Consider the following 21,803-nt stretch of genomic DNA (forward strand, 5'->3'; position numbering starts at 1 on the left):
GCGGATGCCCCGGTCCCTTGCGGGGCCGGGGCATCCGTTTCGTGAGGTCTGGACTCAGAAGTCCATGCCGCCCGACGGGTCAGCGGGAGCGGCAGCAGCCTTCTCCGGCTTGTCGGCGACGACGGCCTCGGTGGTCAGGAACAGACCGGCGATCGACGCGGCGTTCTGCAGCGCCGAGCGGGTGACCTTGGCGGGGTCGATGATGCCCTGCGCGAAGAGGTCGCCGTACTCACCGGTCGCGGCGTTCAGGCCGTGACCGACGGGCAGGTCCGCCACCTTGTTGGCGACGACACCGGGCTCGAGGCCGGCGTTGAGGGCGATCTGCTTGAGCGGAGCCTCAATGGCGACGCGCACGATGTTCGCACCGGTCGCCTCGTCACCGGTCAGCTGGAGACCGCCGAAAGCGGTCTTGCCGGCCTGGATGAGCGCGACACCACCACCGGCGACGACACCCTCTTCAACGGCAGCCTTCGCGTTGCGGACGGCGTCCTCGATGCGGTGCTTGCGCTCCTTGAGCTCGACCTCGGTGGCCGCGCCCGCCTTGATGACGGCAACGCCGCCGGCGAGCTTGGCGAGGCGCTCCTGGAGCTTCTCGCGGTCGTAGTCGCTGTCCGTGTTGTCGATCTCGCGACGGATCTGGGTCACGCGACCCTCGATCTGAGCGGAGTCGCCGGCACCTTCGACGATCGTGGTCTCGTCCTTGGTGATGATGACCTTGCGGGCACGGCCGAGCAGGTCGAGGGTGGCGTTCTCGAGCTTGAGGCCGACCTCCTCGGTGATGACCTGTCCACCCGTGAGGATCGCGATGTCCTGCAGCTGGGCCTTGCGGCGGTCGCCGAAGCCGGGAGCCTTGACGGCGGCCGACTTGAAGATGCCACGGATCTTGTTCAGCACCAGGGTCGCGAGAGCTTCGCCCTCGACGTCCTCGGCGATGATGAGGAGCTCCTTGCCGTCCTGGATCACCTTGTCGACGATCGGCAGGAGGTCCTTGATGTTCGAGATCTTCTGGTTGGCGATCAGGATGTAGGGGTCTTCGAAGACCGCTTCCTGACGCTCCGGGTCGGTCACGAAGTAGGGGTTCAGGTAGCCCTTGTCGAAGCGCATACCCTCGGTGAGCTCGAGCTCGGTGCCGAAGGTGTTGGACTCCTCGACCGTAACCACGCCCTCCTTGCCGACCTTGTCGATCGCCTCGGCGATGAGCTCGCCGATCGCGGGGTCGGCGGCGGAGATCGACGCGGTGGCGGCGATCTGCTCCTTGGACTCGATCTCCTTGGCGTCGGCCAGCAGCGCCTCGGTCACCGCCGCGACAGCCTTCTCGATGCCCTTCTTGAGCGAGATGGGGTCAGCACCGGCGGCGACGTTGCGCAGACCCTCGCGCACGAGTGCCTGTGCGAGGACCGTGGCCGTCGTGGTTCCGTCACCGGCGACGTCGTCGGTCTTCTTGGCGACCTCCTTGACGAGCTCCGCGCCGATCTTCTCGTACGGGTCGTCGAGCTCGATCTCCTTGGCGATGGAGACACCGTCGTTCGTGATCGTGGGTGCGCCCCACTTCTTCTCGAGGACGACGTTGCGGCCACGGGGACCCAGGGTCACCTTGACGGCGTCGGCCAGGGTGTTCAGGCCGCGCTCGAGGCCACGACGGGCCTCCTCATCGAAAGCGATGATCTTTGCCATGTGTGTCTCGTCCCTCCCGGACGTTGGCTTGTGTCTTTAGCACTCAGTGATATCGAGTGCTAATCCATTCTGGCACTCGCCCCCGGGGAGTGCAAGCCGCCGCGACAGTGCCGCGAGAGCGCGGCACACACGACGAGACCCCCGGGCACCGACGGGTGCTCGGGGGTCTCGTGAGCGGGGTCTCAGGCGACGATGCGAACCGACTCGGCCTGCGGACCCTTCTGTCCGCTGCCGACCGTGAACTCCACGGCCTGCCCTTCTTCGAGGACGCGGAATCCGGTCATGTCGATGTTCGAGTAGTGGACGAAGACGTCCTCACCGTCGCCGGAGGTGATGAATCCATACCCCTTCTCGGCGTTGAACCATTTGACGGTGCCCTGGGCCATACGAGTCTCCTGATGCTGTAGAACGCAGTCATCGTATGCAGCCGAAACAGCGCCGAAGCGACGGATTCGGCACAGTTGACACAGCAGCAGCGAACTATTTACGCCGCGGAAACACGGGACCCTCGGCGATCAGCGTCAGGAGGTCGGACTGGGGCTGGGCGCCCCCGCAGCGGTGCGGTCGAGTCCGATGACGACCGTCAGCTGCTTCGCCTGCGACTCGTCCACATCGGCGGTGCCGGCGTCATCCGTCGGCTGATACTGGGTGCTCTGGGCGATATCCGCTCCGCCGATGAGCTCCGCGAGCCCCTTCGCCGCCGCCTCGTCGCCCGGGAACGCGTAGTAGACCGTCGTCTGGGGGAAGTCGGTGGCGCTGGCGCTGCTCGCGTTGACGAGGTCTGCGCTCCAGCCCTTCGCGATGAGCTCGTCCTTCATGCTGGTCGCCAGCCCTGTCTCCGGCGTCGCGTTGAGCACCAGAACGGAGAAGGACATGTCGACGACCGGCGTCACCTCGGGGGTCGGCGTGGGTGTGGGCGTCGGGGAGGGCACCAGCACGATCCGCCCGGAGAGCACCAGGCTCCCGAAGATCCCCGCGGCGATGAGGACGATCGTGACGACGATCGCCCAGAGGGTGACGACACCCGCTCGCATGCGCGGGTTCTCGGCACGATGGGCTCCCACACGCCCCGAGGTGTTCGGCAGGTCGTCGAAGCGGTCGCGGGGATGCGGGGTTCGGGACACCCCACGATGCTACCGGAGCGCGTCACCCCACCCACGGAGCGAGGCCTCAGGCGCCGCGTCGAACCGTCGATCGCTCGCGACGACGCTCGTCGCGGATGCGCCGCAGGCGGCCGACGAGGAGCGGGTCGTGGGCCAGGGCGGCCTGCGAGTCGATCAGCCGCCCCAGCAGTTGGTAGTACCGCGCCGGGGCGAAGCCAGCTCGACGCGGATCGCCTCCTCCTTGGCACCGGTGTGTCCGAGCCAGCGCGCCTCGAAGGCGAGCAGCTCGGAGTCCCGCTCGCTCAGAGCGTCGGATGCGGAGTCGCGCACAGGCACGGGGCAACGCTAACCGAGTCCTCCCGCCGCATCCGGACGCCACTCCACGGCTGATCCCAACGGGTCCACCGCGGCGAGCACCTCGCCGTCCAGCGCCAGCGCGAACCGGTCACACGGCCAGGCGGACGCATCGATCGGTCGCCTCCACCCGTCGTGCAGCCCCGGGGCGTCGATCGTGATCCAGCGTCCTGATGTGCGTGCAGCGTCGATGATGCGCCGCCGCCCGTCCCGAGGCACGTGGGCGAGGACTCCGGGCGTGGTGACCACGAGGGTCGCGTCCGACGGGGCATCCAGCGCGAGTCCGGCGATCACGTCGGGCGCCGCCGCATCCGCTGCGCGCAGGATCGGCGGCTGCGCGGCCGCGATGGCGAGTGCCGCGTCGATGCGCTCCCGACGCCCGCTCTCTCCCGGCCATACGAGTCCTGTGAGCCAGCGGCGGTCCTCGGCGGAGCGAGCGTCGAGCGGATGCAGGTCGATACCCGCCCGCCACACCACGGTCGGGAGGCGCATGTCCACCTCGGGACCGCTCCACGTGGATGAGAGCACGACGGGCGCGGGGCCGCCGGCCGGATCCAGCACGCGCGTTCGGCCGGAATCCAGGGCGTAGCGATAGGAGTAGCGATCCGGATACAGGCACAGGCCCGCACTGGCGCCGATCTCGAGCAGCGCGATGGGCCCCTCGATCCGAGACAGCGCCGGAAGCAGCGCCGCGCAGCGCAGCGGCTCGTTGGTCTGCACGGAGCGCGCCGCGGACTCCGCCACCAGGGCGTCGGCGTGCGCGAGCACCCACGCCGCCCAGTCGGCCCCCTCCGTCTCCGGCGCCCCCAGAAGCCTGCTGACGGCGAACACCAGGGGCGGCTGCCGATGGGTTGCCGGAATCCGCGCCAGGACTGCGGCGAGTTCCGGCGTGGTCCACACCGAGTACGCCCACTGCTCGTAGAGACTGCTGCGGCCCGGCGCTTCTTCTTCGGCGAAGCGCCGGTAGCGCGCGATGACGGCCTCGAGTTCGCTCACCCGCTCATTCTCGGTCACACGGGAACAGCGCCCTCGCGGGTCGGGTTGAATGGAGCAGAAGGAGGACCAATGAGCTACGCAGTGAACAAGTCCGAGGAGCAGTGGCGCGAGGAGCTCGGAGCAGACAAGTACGCGGTCTTGCGTGAGGCGGCGACGGAACGCGCGTGGACGGGCGAGCTGCTCGACGAGTCGCGAGCGGGTCTGTACGCGTGCGCCGCGTGCGGCGCCGAGCTGTTCCAGAGCGGAACGAAGTTCGACTCGCACTGCGGCTGGCCGAGCTTCTACGAGTCGGTCCGTCCCGAGGCCGTGGAACTGATCGAGGACAACAGCCACGGGATGGTGCGCACCGAGGTGCGCTGCGCCTCCTGCGGCTCCCACCTCGGCCACGTGTTCCCCGATGGCTTCGGCACCCCCACCGGCGACCGCTACTGCATGAACTCGATCGCGCTCGAGTTCACGCCGGAGGCCGGGGAATGACCACCGGCGCACGCGACGCGATGCGCGTGCGCCGATCGTGGTCCAAAGTGACCGACGAGGCGCCGACGCATGACGAGCTCGTCGACATGGTCGCGGCCGCGGGACGGGTGGCCGACCACTCGTCGCTGCGGCCCTGGCGGCTGATCGAGCTGCGCGGCGCGGACCGCGAGCGCCTCGGACGCGCCATCCACAAGGCGGAGAAGAAGCACGGCGCATCGACCAAGCCGTTGCGCGCCCCGCTGCTGATCGCGGTCGTCGCCCGCATCCAGAAGGACAAAGTCCCGGATTGGGAGCAGGAAGCGGTCGCATCCGGCGTCGCGCACATGCTGAGCCTCGCGCTCGACGAGGCGGGATGGGGCGTCATCTGGCGCACCGGGAGCTACACCCGCAGCAAGGCCGTCGCCAAGGCGCACGGGCTGCGCAAGAACGAACGACTGCTGGGCTGGCTCTACGTCGGCGGTAAGCCCGACCGCTCCCGCGAGACCCGGATCAAGCAGATCGACGGCGCCGCGTTCCTCAGCAGGATGCCGCGCTGATCACCGGCGTCGCCACCGTGGAACGGTCGCTACGACGATGCCGGTGACGGCGACGACCACGGCGATCACTGCCACCTCGAGGGGCGGTCCGGCATGTCCGGGAAAGAGCGCGTCGATGATGACGGAAGCGCTGAGCAGGCCGACCACCGATCCGAGCCCCAGCTGCAGCACGCCGGTGTGGCGGACAAGCGCCGCCGACAGGAAGATGTAGACGACACCGATGACGCCACCCGTGTAGAGCCACGGCTCCGACGGCAGCCGAGGTGGGCCCGCGATCCCGAGATGGATGGCGGCTCCCGCCGCCAGGATCACCGTCCCCCCGGCGAAGTTCACGAGCGTGGCCGTCAAGGGACTGCCCACCTCGTTGCGCAATCGCCCGTTCGTGGCCTGCTGCCAGGCGATTCCCGCTCCCGCGAGCAGGGGCAGCACGAGCAACCAGACCGGGACGGATGCCGCTCCCTCACCGAACATGGAGACCGCCACCGCCGCGACGACGAGCAGAGCGCCGACCAAGCGCCCGACCGTGACCCCGACGACGCCCGCGGGCCCGTAGCCGATCCGGTCGAGGATGACACCGTTCACCGTCTGACCGGCGACCACACCGACCGTGAAGGCTGCGACACCGATCGCAGCGACCGCCAGCCCCTGCGTGACGACGGTGAACGCTCCCGCCCCGCCGCCGAGGATCATCCATACCGGGATGCGGCGCTCGCGGACGCCTCCGATGAGGCGGACGACTCCCGCGCGGCCGGCTGGCAGCAGCGAGCTGAGGGCGAGCAGGACGACGAAGCCCGATCCGAAGGAGATCGCGGCGGCCGTCAGCGCATCTCCGATCGCTGCGCCCAGTGCGCCGTTGATCTGCGTCTGGGTGGCGGTCAGCACCCCGACGAGAACAGCGCCGGCCGCGGCGATCGGTCGCGGCAGGCGTCGCGGGTGGAGCGGGGGCACCGATCGAGCCTACGCGGGCGCCCGGTTCACGACCCCCAGATGTCAGCGACCAGGTCGGTCAGCAGCGCCTCGCCATCGGTGTTCGTCGCCGACTGATAGATCCACACGCCGTCGCGCACGTAGACCGTCTCGACGGTGTCGACGGGGTACGTGGTACCCGCGATCGTCTGCGTGCAGATGTACGCGGGCGTATCGCCCACCTGGCACGAGTAGCCCTGTCCCGGCAGGGTCGACTCTGCGTACGACTGCGCGGCCGCCGCATCCGCTCGGCTGACCAGCAGGAGGTATCCCGTCGCATCCCCCACGATCCAGTTGCATCCGAGGGCGAGGGTCGCGCCGGGCGGCGCCGGGCGCGTGAACTGGGCCGCGTCGCCGTACTCCGTCATCTGGTCCACGGTCGCCGCGCGCGTCTGGGCGGAGCCGACCGCACCGCAGTCGGCGGGGATCTGCGCCGGCTTCGACTCCGGGGGCGGAGTGGTCGTGGCGGCTGGCGTCGACATCGGCGTATCGACCGGCGTGGCCGCCGCGCTGGTCGCCGCGGGAGATCCGGTCGTGCCACCGCATCCCGTCAGCATGAGCGCCAGGCCCGCGATCACGGCGGCACCGATGAACGTGGTGTTACCCATCGCCTACCCCCTCGTGCGGGCGAGTGTACGCCGCGCCCGTCGCGGACGGTATGAGGGATCAGGCGGGGACGGAGCCCTGTACGAGGGGCGGCTCGACCGCATCCACGGCCTCCGTCATCGCCTGGAGGAAGCCGACGATGGCATCCGCGTCATCCGGGTCGAGGGACCGGACCGCGGCCATCATCCGCGCGTGCATGCCGTCGAGGGTGCGGCGCACCTCGACGTGCGCGAGGTCGGTCGTCTCGACGAGGAGGCGCCGTCGATCCTGCGGGTGCGGTTTACGTCGCAGATGTCCGCTGCGCTCGAGGCGATCCAGGATGCCGGTGACCGAGGGCGTGGAGACCCCGAGGTGGCGGCCGATGTCGACAGGCGAGACCTCCCCGCCCTGTTTCGCTGCCCGCATCAGGTACTGCAGCACGAGGAGGTCGTTCTCGCCCATCCCCATGGACTCCTGCGTACGACGACGCATCGCCATCTCGGAGGCGCGATAGGCACGCAGGGCATCGAGGACTCGCCGGCCGGCCTGCTGGCGCACATCGTTCGCGTCGTACCAGTACATCGCGCGGTCGCTCATCGGACCCCACGATTTGCGAAATGTTTGTTTGCCATATCGCTAGCCTACCTAGTAATGTCCTCATCGAACAAGCTTCTCTCGATCGAAAGGCACCCTCATGGGACAGCTCTACTACGCCAACGCCACTGACCCGGTCGAGATGAGCGATCGCCTGCTGGCGCACGTCAAAGTGGTCGCCACCACGAAGTTGCGTCGCCAGGAGTCCTTCACGCTCAACCTCCGCGGTGCAGACGGGCGCGAGACGCTGTGGATCCATTCATCCATCCCGCTGCGCTTCGTCTTCTCCTCCGCCGAGCCCGAATCGCTGAACCCTGTCTTCCTTCAGTCGCTCGCCGAGTCCGCCAGTTCGACGGCGGGGCTCACGGTCGACATGGACTACGAGGTTCCCGCCGCCCAGCAGCAGCAGCCGCGTCGGCGGGCGGCATGACGTCGACGCTCGCGCCGTTCATCGCGGCCACATCCCGGACCACCTGGAATCAGGCCGATGACGGGCTGTACGTCGCTCAGCGCGACGGAGACTTCTTCGGCTACATCGACCGCAACGACGACGGCAGCTTCGTCGCTTTCGACCGCTTCTCCTCACCCGTGGGGCGTTATGCGACCCTCGCCGCCGCGAAGGCGTCGCTGACGACGGTCGTCTCCGATCCGATCAACCGGCAGCGGTTGCGCACTCGCAAACGCCTGCCCTTCGTGGCTGCGACCTGGGCGGGGCTGGCTGCCATCGCCGTGGCCGTCACCGCAGGAGTTCTGGCCCCCGGGTTCTGACCGTCCATCAGCGGCCCGGACGACGCCGCTGATATGGTCGAACAGACCGACATAGGGGTGTCGGAGCACGGACAGGGCGCCTACCCGAAACGGCGTCGATGCCGTGTCGGGGGTGATGACTTTGACGCATGCCATCGGCCGACAGATCGAGCAGCTGTTGGAGGCGCGCGACTGGCAGCGCGCAGCCGGTCTCATCGAGGCCCACTGGGGTGAAACCCTCCTTACGGAGCCCCGCCGACTGCGGACATGGCTGTTCCGATTCCCGGATGATTTCGCCCGACGCAACTCACGCATCATCCAGGGCAAGGTGTACCTGGACAGGATCATCGACGATCCGGCCTCTCATACGACCAAGTTCCGGGGCGGCACGTCCGCCAGCGAAGCGCAGTCGGCCTTCGACCGCGTCACCCAACTGACCATCCGGGCCGCGGCAGCACGCGCCGGCGGCGACCTGAACGAAGCTACGCAGCATGCCCTGCTCGCGCGCCGGGTGGTGGATGAGAGCGCAGTGGATGAACGCGAGAACATGCGGCCCGCTCTCCCGGAGATGACGTATGCATGGGGCTACGTGTGGGAGCACGCCGGCGATCTCCGGTCTGCGTTCCGCGAGTACTCCTACAGCTACGACTTGGCTCTTCTCCTGGGAGACCTCATGGGTCAGTCCAGAAGCGCCGCCGCCATCGCATGGTGCCACGCACTGGCCGGGCGGAACTCGGAGGCGCGACGGTGGCTCGAGCGCGTACCCGAAATGGGGGACGACTGGTGGGCACCTCGCAGCCGCGCGGTGGTCCTCCTCGCGGAGGCGCTGCTTCTGTCTGACCGGCTCTCCTTCGATGAGGCGAGAGCGCGCCTCGCGCTCGTCGATCTCCAGGCGGCGAGCGAACGCACTCATGCGCATATGTACGTCAGCGCGCTCCTCGCGGAATCACCCGGCGAAGCCATGCGCCTGCTGGTGGGCGTGGACGCGCCCGCGATGACCATCGCGGACTCCGCCTCGCGGGGGCAGAGCGCCGCATTTGTGGCTCTCTCGAAGCATGCTCTTCTCACGAAGCTGGGAATGCACACCGCCGCCCGCGAGGCTCTGGGAGTCGATGACGATCTCGGCGGCGAGGTCATCTCCGCGCTCGTGCGTGTTCAGCGCATCGCAGCAGACGCGCACGCGGGGCTCGACGAGAGAGTGATGCATGCGGCTTCGCTCATGAGCGCGAGCAGCTCGCACGCGCCGCGTGCGCTGGTCGCAGCGCTCGCGCTGCGCGCGGCTGCCTCTCGCCATCTCGCGATGGGCACGGGCGCGGACGAGTTCCGCCTGGCCGCATCCATCGCGTCGGAGCAGGAGTTGTACTCGCCGTTCGCGCTGCTCCCCCGTACCGACGTGCGCGAACTCACCGCTGACAGCAACACGCTCTCACCGGATGTCGCCGACGCGATCGTCCGCGCCGCCAGAGTCGATGCGGGCGACCCGTTCCAGAAACTGACACCACGCGAGCGGGCGGTACTCGGCGTTCGCCTCAATGACGCGACGCTCGAGGAGATCGCGACGGAGCACTACCTCTCGATCAACACCGTCAAGTCTCAGATCCGGAGCGCATATCGCAAACTCGGTATCTCATCCGTGGAAGAACTGCGTTCGCTCGCCGCGACGTACGGCTTCGCGGGGTGAGCCGGGAGCATGCCGGTGTCAGTTGCGGCGAGGTGGCTGACGCTCATAGAACCCGCCTCGCTCCAGAAGCTGCACTGCACTCTGACGTGAAGAGACTCCGAGTTTGACGTAGAGCGATCGCACTTGCGACTTCACCGTGTTCCTGGAGACGAAACGTTCGCGAGCAATCTGATCGAGGGTGAGGTCCTCCCTCATCTGCCACGCCAGCTCCGTCTCGCGTGGCGTGAGCAGCGGCAACGCTCGCACACGTAACCCGGACGGCTGGGGCAGCTTCTTCAGCCGGTTCGACAGCGAGGACACAAGCGATTCCCACGCCTCGTTGCGCGCCGCGAACTTGGTGAGAAGAGTCTGCAGCTGCGTGATCGACAGCGTCAGCAGCGGCGTCGCCGACCCCGACTCCGTCATCATTCTCAGGGCGTCCTCGACTTCGATGTCCGCAATGCGCTGGTCTCCGAGCGCCAGGTGCGCGAGAGCACGGCGAAGGAGTATCGGCGTCAGAGTCCGCAGACTGTGCTCCGTACCCAGAGACACGCATCCGCTCGTGACGCGAAGGACCGCCGCATAGTCTTCCCGCATCAAGTACGCCGACGCTCGCTGCATGTCGAAACAGAGGGCGTGCCCCGCAGGAGAGGGGATCTGATCCAGCACGGTGAGCGCACGGTCCGGCTCACCGCGTGTCAGAAGGGCATCGGCGAGAATTCCCGTTGCGAAGCCACGGATCATGGGGAGCACCCTCTCGTCGCGCGTGCTCGCGACCACGTTCGTCGCGATTGTGACCGCCGCACCAGGGTCACCGTTGACGAGGGCGACCATGGAGTCCACAGCCGTGGCGGCGGCTGCATATCGCGGATTCGACGGGAACGTCCTCAAGGCGCTGGCCAATGCGGAGAGTCTGTCCGGGTCGAGCTCCGCGGAGTGGATGAGGATCTCGCCCAGGATGAGTGGAAAGCCGCTCACGTCGGGCGACCACCCCGACCTTCGAGCGATTGCACGGGCCGTCGCGGCGGCGTCTGTTGCAGCCGCGTAATCGCCGAACAGCGCCGAGCAGACACAGACCAGAGAATGGGCTCGGAAGAGCGCCTCTTCGCTCTCCGCGGCTTCGGCCGCCTGCGCGGCGCGGTAAGAGAAGGTTGCGCCTTCGCGCGCCTGCCCCGATGTCACGAACGCTTCGGCCACCGCGGACCACATCACGCTGCACTCCAACGGAGAGAGAAACGCGCCGACCGAGGCCGGCATCAACTCGGCGATCCGCTCGGCCAGTTCGAGAGCTTCGGCGTATGCACCGATCTGCAGCCGAGCAAGGATGACGCCGGTACTTGCGCGCAACCGGACCGCGCCATCAACCTCAGCAAGCGACAGAGACGGGATCGCGGCCACTCGATGCAGGACGGAAGCCCCGAGGTGATCAGCGCCGCGAAGCCCTATCTGCGCTGCCCGCTCGGCCTGACTCACATCGAACAACGATCAATCCAATTACTCTGTCTCCCCCGACGCGCGGGATGCGGCGACCGGTTGTCTGCCCATTCGGGCTGGGAGCAGATTGCGTGTCGCGCTCGGTCGCTTCGCTTGCTTAGGTCTTTATACGGGTTCGGATTCCCGGAGAAGCGGGTGTCGCGCGCGGACTCACCCAGAAGTTCACCCACGAGCTCATCTCCGAGCCTTCACCAGCGTTCGCGAGTGAGGTTCCCCGTGGTTGTGGAACCCTTCGTGACGATCTGGTTTGTGGCCGGGGATGCAACGCACCCTTCGGGCGCTAGGACAGTTGTCCCTCACGATCGACCTGAGCGCCTACCCTGCCTCGGATGAGGAAGACGAGCACGAGGCCCACAGCGATGACCGCAAAGTTGCCAAGGCTAGCGACGGCAGCAAGGGGTCCTTCGGCGGGGTACTGAGCTTGCATGAAGATCGCGGGATCCGTGCTCGCGTGCAAAAGCACGGGAGCTAGCAGCGTGCGCGTAACCCGCATTGCCAGGTACATAAGGATGCCGAAGAAGAACGTGTACACGAGTTGCAGCAGGGTCGGCACGATCGCCTGACCGACGAGAAGGTTAGGTGAACACGTAGTCCAAGCCAGCGGCGTCGTAATCGATGCTGAACATGTGCAGCACGTTGAAAAGCAGAGCGACAGCGACAGCGATCCACATCCAACCCCTGCCGACGATCGGCTGTCGCGCAAACAGACCGCGCAACCATCCCACCGACGCACCGAAGATCGCCAACAGAAGGCAGCCGAGAAGCACCGGACCGGCGAAGAAGACGAGAACGTACGAAGCGGTCCCCGGCTCACCCGCGAAGGTCACGATGGGTGCGACAGAGAATCCGACGACTTCATAGAGCACCAAGTACACGACCGCGAGCAAGACGGAAACATAGCCTGCGATGGACTCGGCTCGGGGCAGGCAGTGCGCACCCGTAAACCGAGAAAGCAGCGACGAGCTCTGCGCACACGATGACCGCTCTGGACTTCCCCCGCGGTGGGCGCACCACCGCGCAAAGCGCTGGGTTTCCGTTGGGTCGGAGCCCTGTTTCTGACTCTCGCTCCCCCGCATTCCCAGTGTTCCCGTGCCGGCTACAGGACTTGAACCTGCAACCCCCGTATTACAAGTACGGTGCGCTACCAATTGCGCCAAGCCGGCGTGACCGCCTGGCGGTCTCACGCCCTCGCGAGCGCAGGGACGAGTCTATGCGCTCAGCGCGGGCGGATCACGACGACGGGGTCGGCGTGGGCGTGGGGCTGGCCGTGCGGTAGTACGCGTCGCTCGCTGTGGTGAGCACGAACTGCGCGAACTCCTTCGGGTCGTCGAGTGCGCCCTGGTACAGCTCGCCGTTGACGAAGATCATCGGCGTGCTGGTGAGTGTCAGCCCGTCCGTGCCGGGGATGCCCGCGACGGCCGCGTCGGTCGCGCTCTTGGCCCATGCCATGAACTCGCCGTTCTCGATGCAGGAACGCACCTGACGGGGTTCGGCCGCCCCCGCTGCCTGGGCCATGTCGGCGAGCGTCTCGTCGCTCAGCCCGTCGGATGTGGCCTCGGGCTGCTGCAGCAGCAGTTGGTGGTTGAACGCGAACACCGTGTCGGGCGAATAGGTCGCGACACAGGCCGCTGCACCCGCGGCACGCAGCGAGTACTTCGTGCCGTTCGACTTGGCCGTGAGCATGGCGACGGGGTGGTACGAGAGCGTCGCAGCCCCCTCCGTCACCCACGAGGAAAGCTGGGGAGCGTTCGCCGTCTCGAACTGCTTCGCGCCGGGCGCGAGGTAATCCACGTAGACGCGGATGTCGACGGAGGACCGGTTCGTGGGTACCGGCGTGGGGGTCGTGTCACCCTGCGGCGCCGCAGACTCTGTCGGCGCGGACTCGTCCACCGAACCGCCGAGCACCGACACACCGGCGACGGATGCGACGGCGAAGCCGCCGTCGACCGCGCCGCTCGGCTGCAGCTGCGGGGAGGAGGTCGACGAGCTCACAGCGAACACCACCGCCGCGACCACGGCACCGACGACCGCCACGCCGCTGATCGAGAGCGCGGCCAGGCGAAGTCGACCGACTCGCGCGTGGCGCTGCCGCACTCGCTGCGCCTTCTCGCGCACCGCCTCGCGGCGATCGCTCGGCGCCGGGACGTTCGATGAGTCGTCGCTCGACATAGGACCTCTGAAGAAAACGTAGGGACCGGCGGAGTCCGGTCGGGCCGCACGGGAAACAGCCGATCCGATGCTAGCCAGACAGCCTGAGAAATGCCCAGACGCTCGTGCCATACTGAGAGGTGCGCCCGATGGCGGGCGTTGCGGGTCACCCCCGCGCATCCATCACTACGGATCGTCCGGCACGTACCTGCCGGTGAAGGAGAAGAAACAGTGGCAACTGTCACGTTCGACAACGCAACGCGTCTGTACCCGGGGGGAACCCGCCCGGCCGTCGACAAGCTCAACCTCGAGGTCGGAGACGGCGAGTTCCTCGTCCTGGTCGGCCCCTCCGGTTGCGGTAAGTCCACCTCGCTGCGCATGCTCGCCGGCCTCGAAGAGGTCAACTCGGGCAGCATCCGCATCGGCGACCGCGACGTCACCGACGTCCCGCCGAAGGACCGCGACATCGCGATGGTGTTCCAGAACTACGCCCTCTACCCCCACATGACGGTCGCCGAGAACATGGGCTTCGCGCTCAAGATCGCCGGCGTCGGCAAGGAGGAGCGCGCCCAGCGTGTGCTCGAGGCAGCCAAGCTCCTCGACCTCGAGGAGTACCTGACCCGCAAGCCGAAGGCCCTCTCGGGTGGTCAGCGTCAGCGTGTCGCCATGGGTCGCGCCATCGTGCGTCAGCCTCAGGTCTTCCTCATGGACGAGCCGCTGTCGAACCTCGACGCCAAGCTCCGCGTGCAGACGCGTACGCAGATCGCGTCGCTGGTTCGCCGCCTCGGCGTCACCACGGTCTACGTCACGCACGATCAGACCGAGGCGCTCACCATGGGTGACCGCATCGCCGTGCTGAAGGACGGCCTGCTGCAGCAGGTCGGCACCCCGCGCGACCTGTACGAGAAGCCGAAGAACGTCTTCGTCGCCGGCTTCATCGGCTCCCCCGCCATGAACCTCTTCCCGGCTGACCTGGCCGAGGGCGGCGTTCGCTTCGGTGACCTCGTGGTCCCCGTCGAGGCCGACACCATCGGCAAGGCGCACGGCACCGAGGTCACGATCGGTGTGCGTCCCGAGGACATCCAGGTGGCTCCGGCCGACGGCAAGGGCCTCTCGGTCGTCGTCGACCTGATCGAAGAGCTCGGCGCCGACGGCTACCTGTACGGCCACTCCGAGATCAACGGCAAGCGCACCGACATCGTGGCGCGCGTCGACGGTCGTCGTCACCCGAGCGCCGGCGAGACGGTCATCCTCGCGCCCGTTCCCGGCCACGTGCACGTGTTCGACCTCGAGAGCGGCGAGCGCCTGAACGACAAGGCGATCGCTTCGGTCTGATCGGAACGACCCCCGCGGCGCGGCGGATCCACCCGGATCCGTCGCGCCGCGACATATGTGGAGGGACACCATGGCGGATTCGCTGACCATCACGGCCAGTGCGATCGATCCCGCGCTGCTGACGCTGCCATGGAGCACGCCGCTCGCGGACTGGTCCAGCAACGACATCGTGCAGCTCCCCAAGGGCCTCTCACGCCACCTGGTGCGCTTCTCGACCCTCAGCGGCAAGGTCATCGCCGTCAAGGAGACCACCGGTGAGATGGCGCGGCGCGAGTACGACATGCTCGGCAACCTCGCCCGCCTCGACGTCCCGTGCGTCGACCGTTTCGCTGTGATCGACGGGCGGACGGATGCGGCCGGCCACCCGCTGCCGGCGGCCCTGGTGACCGCCCACCTCAAGTTCTCACTGCCGTACCGCGCCCTGTTCACCCAGGTGCTGCGCCCGAACACCGCCTCGCGCCTCGTCGACGCCCTCGCGGTCCTCCTCGTGCGTCTGCACAACGTGGGGTTCTTCTGGGGCGACGTCTCGCTCTCCAACACCCTCTTCCGACGGGATGCGGGCGCCTTCGCCGCGTATCTCGTGGATGCCGAGACGGGCGAGCTTCACGAAGGCGGCCTGACGCGCGGTCAGCGCGAGCACGACCTGGATGTGGCGCGCACGAACATCGCCGGCGAGATCATGGATCTCGCCGCCGGCGGTCGTCTGGCCGGTGACGTCGACGCGCTCGACATCGCCGACGGCATCGTCTCCTCGTACCGGTCGCTCTGGGCGGCGCTGACCGACAAGGAGAGCTTCTCCGCAGCGGAGTCGTGGCGGATCACGGAGCGGGTGCAGCGGCTGAACGCGCTCGGGTTCGACATCGGGGAGATGTCGATCGACACGGCGACTGACGGCGCCCTCGTCTCCATCCAGCCCAAGGTCGTCGACGCCGGACACCATCAACGCCGTCTGCTGCGCCTGACCGGTCTCGACGTCGAGGAGAACCAGGCGCGGCGACTCCTCAACGACCTCGACGAGTTCCGTGCACGCATCTCCCGCGTGGGCTCCGACGAGGAGATGGTCGCCCACGAATGGCTCACGCGGAAGTTCGAGCCGGTCGTCAAAGCCATCCCCTTCGATCTGCGCTCCAAGCTGGAGCCCGCGGAGGTCTACCACCAGGTTCTGGAGCACAGCTGGTACATGTCGCAGGCTCGGGGCCGCTCCGTGCCGCTCGCGGAGGTGCTCACGAGCTACATCGACGACGTCCTGCGTCACCGCCGTGACGAGGCCACCGTGGTGGGTCCGCCCACCGAGGCGACGTCGATCATCCCCGTGCTGCGCGACGACTACGTGCCTCGCGACGCGGACGACGATGAGGATGAGGCGATCGACTGGCGAGACCTGGTCTGATCACGGTCGGCGGCTCGCCGCATCCGATCACGTCGGTTCAGTAGCCGACGGTGAAGCGCTCCCGCGAGTGACGCGGCGTCTCGATCTCGTCGAGCACAGCCACGGCGAGGTCGGCGCCCGAGATGGACGAGTCGCCGTTGTCATCGACGACGAGCACGTCCCCGCCGTCACGATACGAGCCCGTGCGCTCCCCCGGCGCCCACGCGCCGAAACCGCCCGCGGGGTGGATGTAGAACCAGTCGCGGTCGCCCGCGCGCGTCTGGAGGTCTTCGAGGATGCCGATCGCCTCGAGCGCTTCGGGCTTGTACTCCTCCGCGAAGCCCTCGGTGTCGACGAGACGCGGGCCGCCCTCGGCGACGAGACTGCCGCCCGCGCCGCCGATGACGCCGATGCGCACGTCCTCGGGCAGCACCGAGAGCAGCTGCTCGATCCCCGGGCGGAGCGCGCCGAGCATGTCGCCACGCGCGGCCACGGCCGAGACGACGACATCCACACCGAGCAGCTCGTTCACGAGGGTGGGGACATCCAGCAGCGTGGCCTCGACGTAGACCGCGCCCTCGACGCGTTCGGCGGGGACGGTGCGCGCGACCGAGAGCACCGTATGCCCGCGTCGGACCGCCTCTGCGACGATGTGGCTACCGGCGTAGCCGGTTCCTCCGAGAACGGCGATGCGAGACATGGATGCTCCTTCGGTCGGGGGTGGCTGTCAGGCCGACCGTAGCGTGGCGACCTGGTAGAGCGCGACGGATGCGGCGATCCCCGCGTTCAGGGACTCGGTCGCGGCGGAGATCGGGATCGACACGATCTGGTCGCATGTCTCGGTCACCAGGCGCGAGAGCCCCTTGCCCTCGGAGCCGACGACGATCACGACGGGACGGTCTGCCAGCTGCAGGGCCGGAAGCGCCACATCACCGCCGCCGTCGAGGCCGAGTACGAACACGCCCTGCTTCTTGAACTCCTTGAGCGTCGTCGTGAGGTTCGCCGCCATGGCGACGGGGAGGCGCGCTGCCGCTCCCGCGCTCGTCTTCCATGCGGCGGAGTTGACACCCGCGCTGCGACGCTGCGGAATGATCAGGCCCTGACCGCCGAACGCGGCCGTGGAGCGGATGATGGCACCCAGGTTGCGGGGGTCCGTCACACCGTCGAGTGCCACGATCAACGGCAGCTCGTCGCGGTCGATGATCTGCTCGAGCAGGTCCTGAGGGTGCGCGTACTCATACGGAGGCACCTTCAGCGCGACACCCTGGTGCACGCCGTCGAAGCCGGCCATGCGGTCCAGCTCCTGGCGCGTGACCTCCAGCACGGGGATCTCACGATGCGTCGCGATCGAGAGCATCTCCTTGACGCGGTCGTCCATCTCGACGCGCTGCGCGATGTAGAACGCGGTCGCGGGGATGCGGGCGCGCAACGCTTCCAGCACCGAGTTGCGGCCGGTGACCGTCTCCGTGTCGTCGTTCTGCTTAGAGCGCGGTGTGCGGTTCTGGCCTGCGATGCGCGGGGCGGCCTTGCCCCCGGCCGCGACGAAGCGCTCCTGCGCGGCCTTGCGCTTACCCGCGGGGTGCCAGGCGCGGTCCTCCGCCTTCGGTGTCGGGCCGCGGCCCTCGAGCGAACGGCGGTTCTTGCCGCCGGTGCCCTTCGTGGGGCCCTTCTTCTTGCCGCGTCCGGCTGACGGGTTTCCCGGCTTAGCCACGTTTCACACTCCAATGGGTCCCCTCGGGACCGTCTTCGAGGACGATGCCGGCGGCCGCGATCGCATCGCGCACCCGGTCGGCGCTCGCCCAGTCCTTGTCTGCTCGCGCCTGGGCGCGTTGGTCGATCATGACGCGCACGAGCGCGTCCAGGGCTCCCGCTTCGGGACCCGCCGCGCTCTTGCGCCACCGCTCGTCGAGCGGGTTGATGCCGAGGATGTCGGTCATGGCGATGACCTCGGCCGCGCGGCGACGCGCGTTCTCCGAGTCTCCCTCATCCAGTGCCGCGTTTCCTGCACGCACCGTCTCATGAAGGACGCCGAGAGCCTGCGGGACGCCGAGGTCGTCATCCAGCGCCGCGGCGAACGCTTCGGGAACCACCGCCGTCTCCGCCCCCGCACCCACGCGCTCGGCGCGTTCGAGGAAGGTGCGGACGCGATCGAGCGCCGCCTCCGCCTCGTCGAAGGCCTTGCCGGAGACATCGAGGCTCGAGCGGTAATGCGCGGCGGCGAGCGCGTAGCGCACGACGAGCGGGTCGCGCTCGGCGAGCACGTCGGCCGCGAGGGTGAAGTTGCCGAGCGACTTCGACATCTTCTGGCCGTCGACGGTGACGAGGCCGTTGTGCACCCAGTACTGGGCGAACGCATCGCCTGCCGCCGTGGACTGCGCGAGCTCGTTCTCGTGGTGAGGGAACCGCAGGTCGAGGCCGCCCCCGTGGATGTCGAAGCGCGGTCCGAGGTACCGGCGCGACATCGCCGAGCACTCGATGTGCCACCCCGGGCGCCCCTCGCCCCAGGGCGACGCCCACCGCGCATCTGTCGGCTCGCCGTCCTTCGCCCCCTTCCACAGGGCGAAGTCGTGCGGGTCCCGCTTGCCGCGAGGGTCCGCATCCGCGGCCGCTTCCATCGCGTCGACGTCCTGGTGCGTGAGGGCACCGTAGGCGGGCCAGGACCGCACGTCGAAGTAGACGTCGCCGGATCCGTCGGGCGCCGGGTACGCGTGGCCGCGCTCGATGAGCAGCGCGATGAGCTCGATCATCTGCGGGATGGATGCGGTGGCTCGCGGCTCGTAGGTCGGTGCGAGGATGCCGACGGCGGCATAGGCCTGGCTGAACGCGAGTTCCATGCGGTAGGCGAGCGCCCACCAGGGCTCGGTGGGCGTCGCGTTCGCGAGCACCTTGTCGTCGATGTCGGTGACGTTGCGCACGAATGTCACCCGACCGAACCGGTGCGCGAGCCAGCGTCGCAGCAGATCGAAGCTGAGCGCCGCACGCACGTGGCCGATGTGCGGGCCGGACTGCACCGTCGGGCCGCAGACGTACATCGTGACGTTGCCGTCCTCCAGGGGCGCGAAGTCGCGCAGCGCCTGCGCCTGGGTGTCATAGAGCCGGACCGTCACTCCCCCAGCCTACCGGCGGGGCTGTGTCACCACCCCGACACATGACAGCGATAGAAAGGACTCATGCTGCCCGTGTTCGCCGTCCTCGCGGCGGCGGTGCTGTTCGGCACGACCGGTACCTCGCAGGCACTGGGTCCGGACGGTACGACGCCCCTCGGAGTCGGGGCGGTGCGTCTGCTCATCGGCGGCACGGCGCTGGCGGTGATCGGCTTCGCCCTCGCCCGCCGACACCGACGTGCGACGGCATCCGCGTCTCCCCCACTGTCGGCGCGCGCGCTCGCCCTCATGGCGCTGACGGGCATCTGTCTGGCGGCCTACCAGCCGCTGTTCTTCCTCGGCACAGCCCGCAGCGGCGTCGCGGTGGGCACCGTCGTCGCGCTCGGGTCCGCGCCGGTGATGGCGGGGCTCATCGAATGGGCGATCACCCGGCGCCTCCCCCGGCCCACGTGGCTCGCGGCGACGGCATTGGCTACGATCGGCGTCGCCCTCCTGGCCTTCGCCGGCGGCGGCTCCGGTTCAGCGGATCCTCTCGGCGTCCTCGGGTCGCTGGGTGCGGGCGCGGCGTTCGCCGTCTTCGCCAACGCGCAGCGCCGGCTGATGTCGACGGGGTGGGATCCCTTCACGGTCGCCGGTGCCATGGGCGCCGGCTCCGCCGCCAGCGCCCTGTTCATGCTCCCGTTCGCGTCGTTCTCGTGGCTCGGTGAGCCCAGCGGCGTCGCCGTCGCGCTCTGGCTGGGGCTTGCGACGATCGCGGTCGCGTACACGCTGTTCACCTGGGGCTTGCAACGCCTCACCGCCGCGACCGCGGCGACACTGACCCTCGCCGAGCCCATCACCGCCACCCTGCTGGGCCTCATCGTTCTCGGCGAGCACCTCGACGCCGCATCCGTCGTCGGCATCGCCGTGCTGAGCGTCGGTCTCGTCGTACTGGCCTGGGGCTCCCGCCGGCGGGATCCCGAGCCGTTCCCCCTGGAAGGATGAGCATGCACGACTACCGCATCGACGACCCCACCCGCGGCCCGGCGCACGAGCTCGTCGTCTCCCACCTCGCGGCCATGCACGCCGGCACCCCCGCCGAGAGCGTGCACGCGCTCGACGCCGCGGGGCTGAGCGCACCCGGGGTCACCTTCTGGTCTGCGTGGTCCGACGGTGAGCTCGCGGGCATCGGCGCTCTCAAGCGGTGGGGCGGCGACCGCGGCGAGCTGAAGTCGATGCGGGTCGCCGACGCCTTCCGCGGAACGGGCGTCGGGCGCGGCATCCTTCGCCACATCCTCGGCGAAGCGGCAGCGATGGGACTGACGAGCGTGTGGCTCGAGACCGGCAGCACACCGGAGTTCGTGCCCGCGGTGCGCCTCTACGAGAGCGAGGGCTTCGTCCGCTGCGGGCCGTTCGCGAACTACCGCGACGATCCGCTGTCGCTCTACTTCACGCGCGCGATCTGATCGGTCACTGCGCGGGCAGCAGCATCGCGACGGCGACCGCGAAGACGCCCTCACCACGCCCCTCGAAACCGAGGCCGTCGGTCGTCGTGGCCGACACGGATACGGGAGCGCCCAGCGCTTCGCTCAACGCAGCCTCCGCTTCGCGACGCCGAGGGGCGAACCGCGGACGCGTGGTCTGCACCTGCACCGACACGTTGCCGATCACCCACCCCGCCTCGCCGACCAGGGCGCGGGTGCGAGCAAGGAACGCGTCGGCGTGCGCGTCCGCGTACTCGGGGCGGTCGACCCCGAAGTGCGTGCCGATGTCGCCGAGACCCGCCGCCGCCAGCACGGCGTCGACGACGGCGTGAGCGACCGCATCCCCGTCCGAATGCCCGGACAGGGCCGGTTCGCCCGGCCAGTGCAGTCCCGCGAGCCACAGCTCCCCGTCTCCGGCGAACGCGTGGACGTCCGTGCCGACGCCCACGCGCGGCGCGGGTGCCGGCTGCTGCAGATGAACCGGGTGCTCGATGGCCGGCGTCAGAAGTGCGCGTGCGCGCTCGAGGTCGGCGGGATGCGTGATCTTGAAGCCGAGCGCGTCGCCCGCGACGGCCGCGATACGGTGACCCGCTGCGGCGACGAGCGCCGCATCGTCCGTGAACTCGGCATCGGCGACGGCGTAGGCCGCACTCAGGACGTCGCGCCGGAATCCCTGCGGGGTCTGCGCGGAACCCAGCTCGGAACGATCGACCACGCCGATGATCTCGTCGCCGTCGACGCGCTTGATCGTGTCGACCACGGGAAGAACGGGGACAGCACCCCATCCGGTCCGCTCGACGGCCTCCACGATCCGGGTGAAGACCTCGGGCGGGGTCAGGGCGCGGGCCGCGTCGTGCACGAGCACGATCTCGATGTCACCCCAGAGCGCCGCGAGACCCGCGGCGACCGACTTCTGACGAGTATCCCCACCGGCGACGACGCTCACGCGCTCACGCGCATCGCCCGCCGCGGCGAGCGCCTCCGTCAGGGCCTCGCCGGTACGGTCCACGGGTGCGACGACGACCACCTGAGCGTCGAGTGCACTGCGGAACACACCGTCAAGGGCATGACGCAGCATCGTGTGCTCGTCGATCCCGACGAAAGCCTTGGGGACGTCCTCACCGAGCCGGGTACCCGACCCGCCGGCGACGACCACGACCGCGATACGCGGCACGGGCTGAGGCACAAAGGCGCCTTT

General features: G+C 68.7%; 24 protein-coding genes, 1 tRNA gene and 1 pseudogene. 9 read left to right on the forward strand and 17 right to left on the reverse strand.

All coding sequences use genetic code 11. The features are described 5' to 3' along the window. Positions 1-54: 54 nt before the first annotated feature. The 5 genes and pseudogenes from groL to AC1VNH_RS06040 all read right to left on the reverse strand — a co-directional run bounded on the left by groL (position 55) and on the right by AC1VNH_RS06040 (position 4,127). A complete protein-coding gene (gene groL / locus AC1VNH_RS06020) occupies positions 55-1,674 on the reverse strand; it encodes a chaperonin GroEL (protein WP_483110325.1) in 1,620 nt (539 codons plus the stop codon). A gap of 182 nt (positions 1,675-1,856) precedes the next feature. Then, a complete protein-coding gene (locus AC1VNH_RS06025; protein ID WP_137417657.1) occupies positions 1,857-2,060 on the reverse strand; it encodes a cold-shock protein in 204 nt (67 codons plus the stop codon). Between the two features lie 135 nt (positions 2,061-2,195). Beyond that, a complete protein-coding gene (locus AC1VNH_RS06030) occupies positions 2,196-2,798 on the reverse strand; it encodes a LytR C-terminal domain-containing protein (protein ID WP_483110326.1) in 603 nt (200 codons plus the stop codon). 46 nt (positions 2,799-2,844) lie between these two features. After that, positions 2,845-3,107 (reverse strand): annotated as a pseudogene (locus AC1VNH_RS06035) (DUF3263 domain-containing protein). A 15-nt stretch (positions 3,108-3,122) separates the two neighbouring features. Beyond that, entirely contained in the window at positions 3,123-4,127 is a 1,005-nt protein-coding gene (locus tag AC1VNH_RS06040; RefSeq protein ID WP_483110328.1) for a DUF2332 family protein, read from the reverse strand. Between the two features lie 69 nt (positions 4,128-4,196). On the opposite strand from AC1VNH_RS06040, the gene msrB reads away from it, so the two are divergent. Next, complete coding sequence (msrB, locus tag AC1VNH_RS06045) at positions 4,197-4,604, forward strand: peptide-methionine (R)-S-oxide reductase MsrB (RefSeq protein WP_274285921.1); 408 nt, start codon at positions 4,197-4,199, stop codon at positions 4,602-4,604. After that, positions 4,601-5,140, forward strand: a complete 540-nt coding sequence (locus AC1VNH_RS06050; RefSeq protein WP_483110329.1) for a nitroreductase family protein — start codon at positions 4,601-4,603, stop codon at positions 5,138-5,140. The genes msrB and AC1VNH_RS06050 overlap by 4 nt, the downstream gene beginning before the upstream one ends. Here AC1VNH_RS06050 and AC1VNH_RS06055 read toward each other — a convergent pair whose 3' ends face one another. The 3 genes from AC1VNH_RS06055 to AC1VNH_RS06065 are packed head-to-tail and all read right to left on the reverse strand — an operon-like array spanning position 5,141 to position 7,288. Next, positions 5,141-6,088 (reverse strand): DMT family transporter, encoded by a 948-nt coding sequence (locus AC1VNH_RS06055; protein WP_483110330.1) that lies wholly within the window; start codon positions 6,086-6,088, stop codon positions 5,141-5,143. It abuts the gene before it with no gap. 26 nt (positions 6,089-6,114) lie between these two features. Continuing rightward, positions 6,115-6,714 (reverse strand): hypothetical protein, encoded by a 600-nt coding sequence (locus tag AC1VNH_RS06060; RefSeq protein ID WP_483110332.1) that lies wholly within the window; start codon positions 6,712-6,714, stop codon positions 6,115-6,117. Positions 6,715-6,772: 58 nt separating this feature from the next. Next, on the reverse strand, positions 6,773-7,288 hold the full coding sequence (locus tag AC1VNH_RS06065) for a MarR family winged helix-turn-helix transcriptional regulator (RefSeq protein ID WP_483110333.1): 516 nt from the start codon (positions 7,286-7,288) through the stop codon (positions 6,773-6,775). Positions 7,289-7,385: 97 nt separating this feature from the next. Between AC1VNH_RS06065 and AC1VNH_RS06070 the strand changes: the two genes are divergently transcribed. The 3 genes from AC1VNH_RS06070 to AC1VNH_RS06080 all read left to right on the forward strand — a co-directional run bounded on the left by AC1VNH_RS06070 (position 7,386) and on the right by AC1VNH_RS06080 (position 9,713). Beyond that, positions 7,386-7,715 carry a DUF7882 family protein gene (locus AC1VNH_RS06070; RefSeq protein ID WP_483110334.1) on the forward strand — a complete coding sequence of 110 codons (330 nt, stop codon included), beginning with the start codon at positions 7,386-7,388 and terminating at the stop codon, positions 7,713-7,715. After that, the gene (locus AC1VNH_RS06075; RefSeq protein ID WP_483110335.1) at positions 7,712-8,053 is read left to right on the forward strand and encodes a hypothetical protein; all 342 of its coding nucleotides are present in this window, start codon (positions 7,712-7,714) and stop codon (positions 8,051-8,053) included. Before AC1VNH_RS06070 ends, AC1VNH_RS06075 begins: the two co-directional genes overlap by 4 nt. A 121-nt stretch (positions 8,054-8,174) precedes the next feature. Next, positions 8,175-9,713 (forward strand): LuxR C-terminal-related transcriptional regulator, encoded by a 1,539-nt coding sequence (locus AC1VNH_RS06080; RefSeq protein WP_483110336.1) that lies wholly within the window; start codon positions 8,175-8,177, stop codon positions 9,711-9,713. Positions 9,714-9,731: 18 nt separating this feature from the next. Here AC1VNH_RS06080 and AC1VNH_RS06085 read toward each other — a convergent pair whose 3' ends face one another. From AC1VNH_RS06085 to AC1VNH_RS06105, 5 genes are all read right to left on the reverse strand, one after another. Continuing rightward, positions 9,732-11,165: a LuxR C-terminal-related transcriptional regulator gene (locus tag AC1VNH_RS06085; RefSeq protein WP_483110337.1), complete on the reverse strand. Its 1,434-nt coding sequence runs from the start codon at positions 11,163-11,165 to the stop codon at positions 9,732-9,734. 301 nt (positions 11,166-11,466) lie between these two features. Further along, on the reverse strand, positions 11,467-11,739 hold the full coding sequence (locus AC1VNH_RS06090) for a hypothetical protein (protein WP_443189845.1): 273 nt from the start codon (positions 11,737-11,739) through the stop codon (positions 11,467-11,469). A gap of 22 nt (positions 11,740-11,761) precedes the next feature. After that, positions 11,762-12,073, reverse strand: a complete 312-nt coding sequence (locus tag AC1VNH_RS06095; protein WP_483110338.1) for a hypothetical protein — start codon at positions 12,071-12,073, stop codon at positions 11,762-11,764. Positions 12,074-12,276: 203 nt separating this feature from the next. Continuing rightward, a tRNA-Thr gene (locus AC1VNH_RS06100) sits at positions 12,277-12,349 on the reverse strand. A gap of 67 nt (positions 12,350-12,416) precedes the next feature. Then, the gene (locus AC1VNH_RS06105) at positions 12,417-13,355 is read right to left on the reverse strand and encodes a DsbA family protein (protein WP_137417667.1); all 939 of its coding nucleotides are present in this window, start codon (positions 13,353-13,355) and stop codon (positions 12,417-12,419) included. Positions 13,356-13,565: 210 nt separating this feature from the next. On the opposite strand from AC1VNH_RS06105, the gene AC1VNH_RS06110 reads away from it, so the two are divergent. Both AC1VNH_RS06110 and AC1VNH_RS06115 read left to right on the forward strand, forming a co-directional pair. Continuing rightward, positions 13,566-14,669 (forward strand): ABC transporter ATP-binding protein, encoded by a 1,104-nt coding sequence (locus AC1VNH_RS06110; RefSeq protein WP_137417668.1) that lies wholly within the window; start codon positions 13,566-13,568, stop codon positions 14,667-14,669. 70 nt (positions 14,670-14,739) lie between these two features. Then, positions 14,740-16,059: a DUF4032 domain-containing protein gene (locus AC1VNH_RS06115; protein ID WP_137417669.1), complete on the forward strand. Its 1,320-nt coding sequence runs from the start codon at positions 14,740-14,742 to the stop codon at positions 16,057-16,059. A 37-nt stretch (positions 16,060-16,096) separates the two neighbouring features. On the opposite strand, the gene AC1VNH_RS06120 is transcribed toward AC1VNH_RS06115, so the two are convergent. The 3 genes from AC1VNH_RS06120 to cysS are packed head-to-tail and all read right to left on the reverse strand — an operon-like array spanning position 16,097 to position 19,145. Further along, entirely contained in the window at positions 16,097-16,738 is a 642-nt protein-coding gene (locus AC1VNH_RS06120; RefSeq protein ID WP_483110339.1) for an NAD(P)-dependent oxidoreductase, read from the reverse strand. Between the two features lie 27 nt (positions 16,739-16,765). Continuing rightward, positions 16,766-17,749: a 23S rRNA (guanosine(2251)-2'-O)-methyltransferase RlmB gene (gene rlmB / locus AC1VNH_RS06125; protein WP_137417671.1), complete on the reverse strand. Its 984-nt coding sequence runs from the start codon at positions 17,747-17,749 to the stop codon at positions 16,766-16,768. Then, the gene (gene cysS / locus AC1VNH_RS06130; RefSeq protein ID WP_483110341.1) at positions 17,742-19,145 is read right to left on the reverse strand and encodes a cysteine--tRNA ligase; all 1,404 of its coding nucleotides are present in this window, start codon (positions 19,143-19,145) and stop codon (positions 17,742-17,744) included. The genes rlmB and cysS overlap by 8 nt, the downstream gene beginning before the upstream one ends. A gap of 63 nt (positions 19,146-19,208) precedes the next feature. Here cysS and AC1VNH_RS06135 point away from each other — a divergent pair, with 63 nt between their 5' ends. Both AC1VNH_RS06135 and AC1VNH_RS06140 read left to right on the forward strand, forming a co-directional pair. Further along, complete coding sequence (locus AC1VNH_RS06135; RefSeq protein WP_483110343.1) at positions 19,209-20,126, forward strand: DMT family transporter; 918 nt, start codon at positions 19,209-19,211, stop codon at positions 20,124-20,126. Further along, entirely contained in the window at positions 20,123-20,587 is a 465-nt protein-coding gene (locus AC1VNH_RS06140; protein WP_483110345.1) for a GNAT family N-acetyltransferase, read from the forward strand. Before AC1VNH_RS06135 ends, AC1VNH_RS06140 begins: the two co-directional genes overlap by 4 nt. Before the next feature lie 4 nt (positions 20,588-20,591). Here AC1VNH_RS06140 and ispD read toward each other — a convergent pair whose 3' ends face one another. Beyond that, positions 20,592-21,791, reverse strand: coding sequence for a 2-C-methyl-D-erythritol 4-phosphate cytidylyltransferase (gene ispD, locus AC1VNH_RS06145; protein WP_483110347.1), 1,200 nt, complete (start codon positions 21,789-21,791; stop codon positions 20,592-20,594). Positions 21,792-21,803: the final 12 nt, after the last annotated feature.

This window comes from Microbacterium sp. KU4F (assembly GCF_056868075.1).

Excerpts from the sequence above, each read along its gene's own strand:
- msrB (WP_274285921.1), top strand. The coding sequence starts at position 4,197 with ATGAGCTACGCAGTGAACAAGTCCGAGGAGCAGTGGCGCGAGGAGCTC.
- AC1VNH_RS06105 (WP_137417667.1), bottom strand. The coding sequence starts at position 13,355 with ATGTCGAGCGACGACTCATCGAACGTCCCGGCGCCGAGCGATCGCCGC.
- AC1VNH_RS06065 (WP_483110333.1), bottom strand. The coding sequence starts at position 7,288 with ATGAGCGACCGCGCGATGTACTGGTACGACGCGAACGATGTGCGCCAG.
- AC1VNH_RS06060 (WP_483110332.1), bottom strand. The coding sequence starts at position 6,714 with ATGGGTAACACCACGTTCATCGGTGCCGCCGTGATCGCGGGCCTGGCG.
- AC1VNH_RS06115 (WP_137417669.1), top strand. The coding sequence starts at position 14,740 with ATGGCGGATTCGCTGACCATCACGGCCAGTGCGATCGATCCCGCGCTG.
- groL (WP_483110325.1), bottom strand. The coding sequence starts at position 1,674 with ATGGCAAAGATCATCGCTTTCGATGAGGAGGCCCGTCGTGGCCTCGAG.
- AC1VNH_RS06050 (WP_483110329.1), top strand. The coding sequence starts at position 4,601 with ATGACCACCGGCGCACGCGACGCGATGCGCGTGCGCCGATCGTGGTCC.
- AC1VNH_RS06075 (WP_483110335.1), top strand. The coding sequence starts at position 7,712 with ATGACGTCGACGCTCGCGCCGTTCATCGCGGCCACATCCCGGACCACC.
- AC1VNH_RS06025 (WP_137417657.1), bottom strand. The coding sequence starts at position 2,060 with ATGGCCCAGGGCACCGTCAAATGGTTCAACGCCGAGAAGGGGTATGGA.
- AC1VNH_RS06140 (WP_483110345.1), top strand. The coding sequence starts at position 20,123 with ATGAGCATGCACGACTACCGCATCGACGACCCCACCCGCGGCCCGGCG.
- AC1VNH_RS06120 (WP_483110339.1), bottom strand. The coding sequence starts at position 16,738 with ATGTCTCGCATCGCCGTTCTCGGAGGAACCGGCTACGCCGGTAGCCAC.
- AC1VNH_RS06135 (WP_483110343.1), top strand. The coding sequence starts at position 19,209 with ATGCTGCCCGTGTTCGCCGTCCTCGCGGCGGCGGTGCTGTTCGGCACG.
- AC1VNH_RS06070 (WP_483110334.1), top strand. The coding sequence starts at position 7,386 with ATGGGACAGCTCTACTACGCCAACGCCACTGACCCGGTCGAGATGAGC.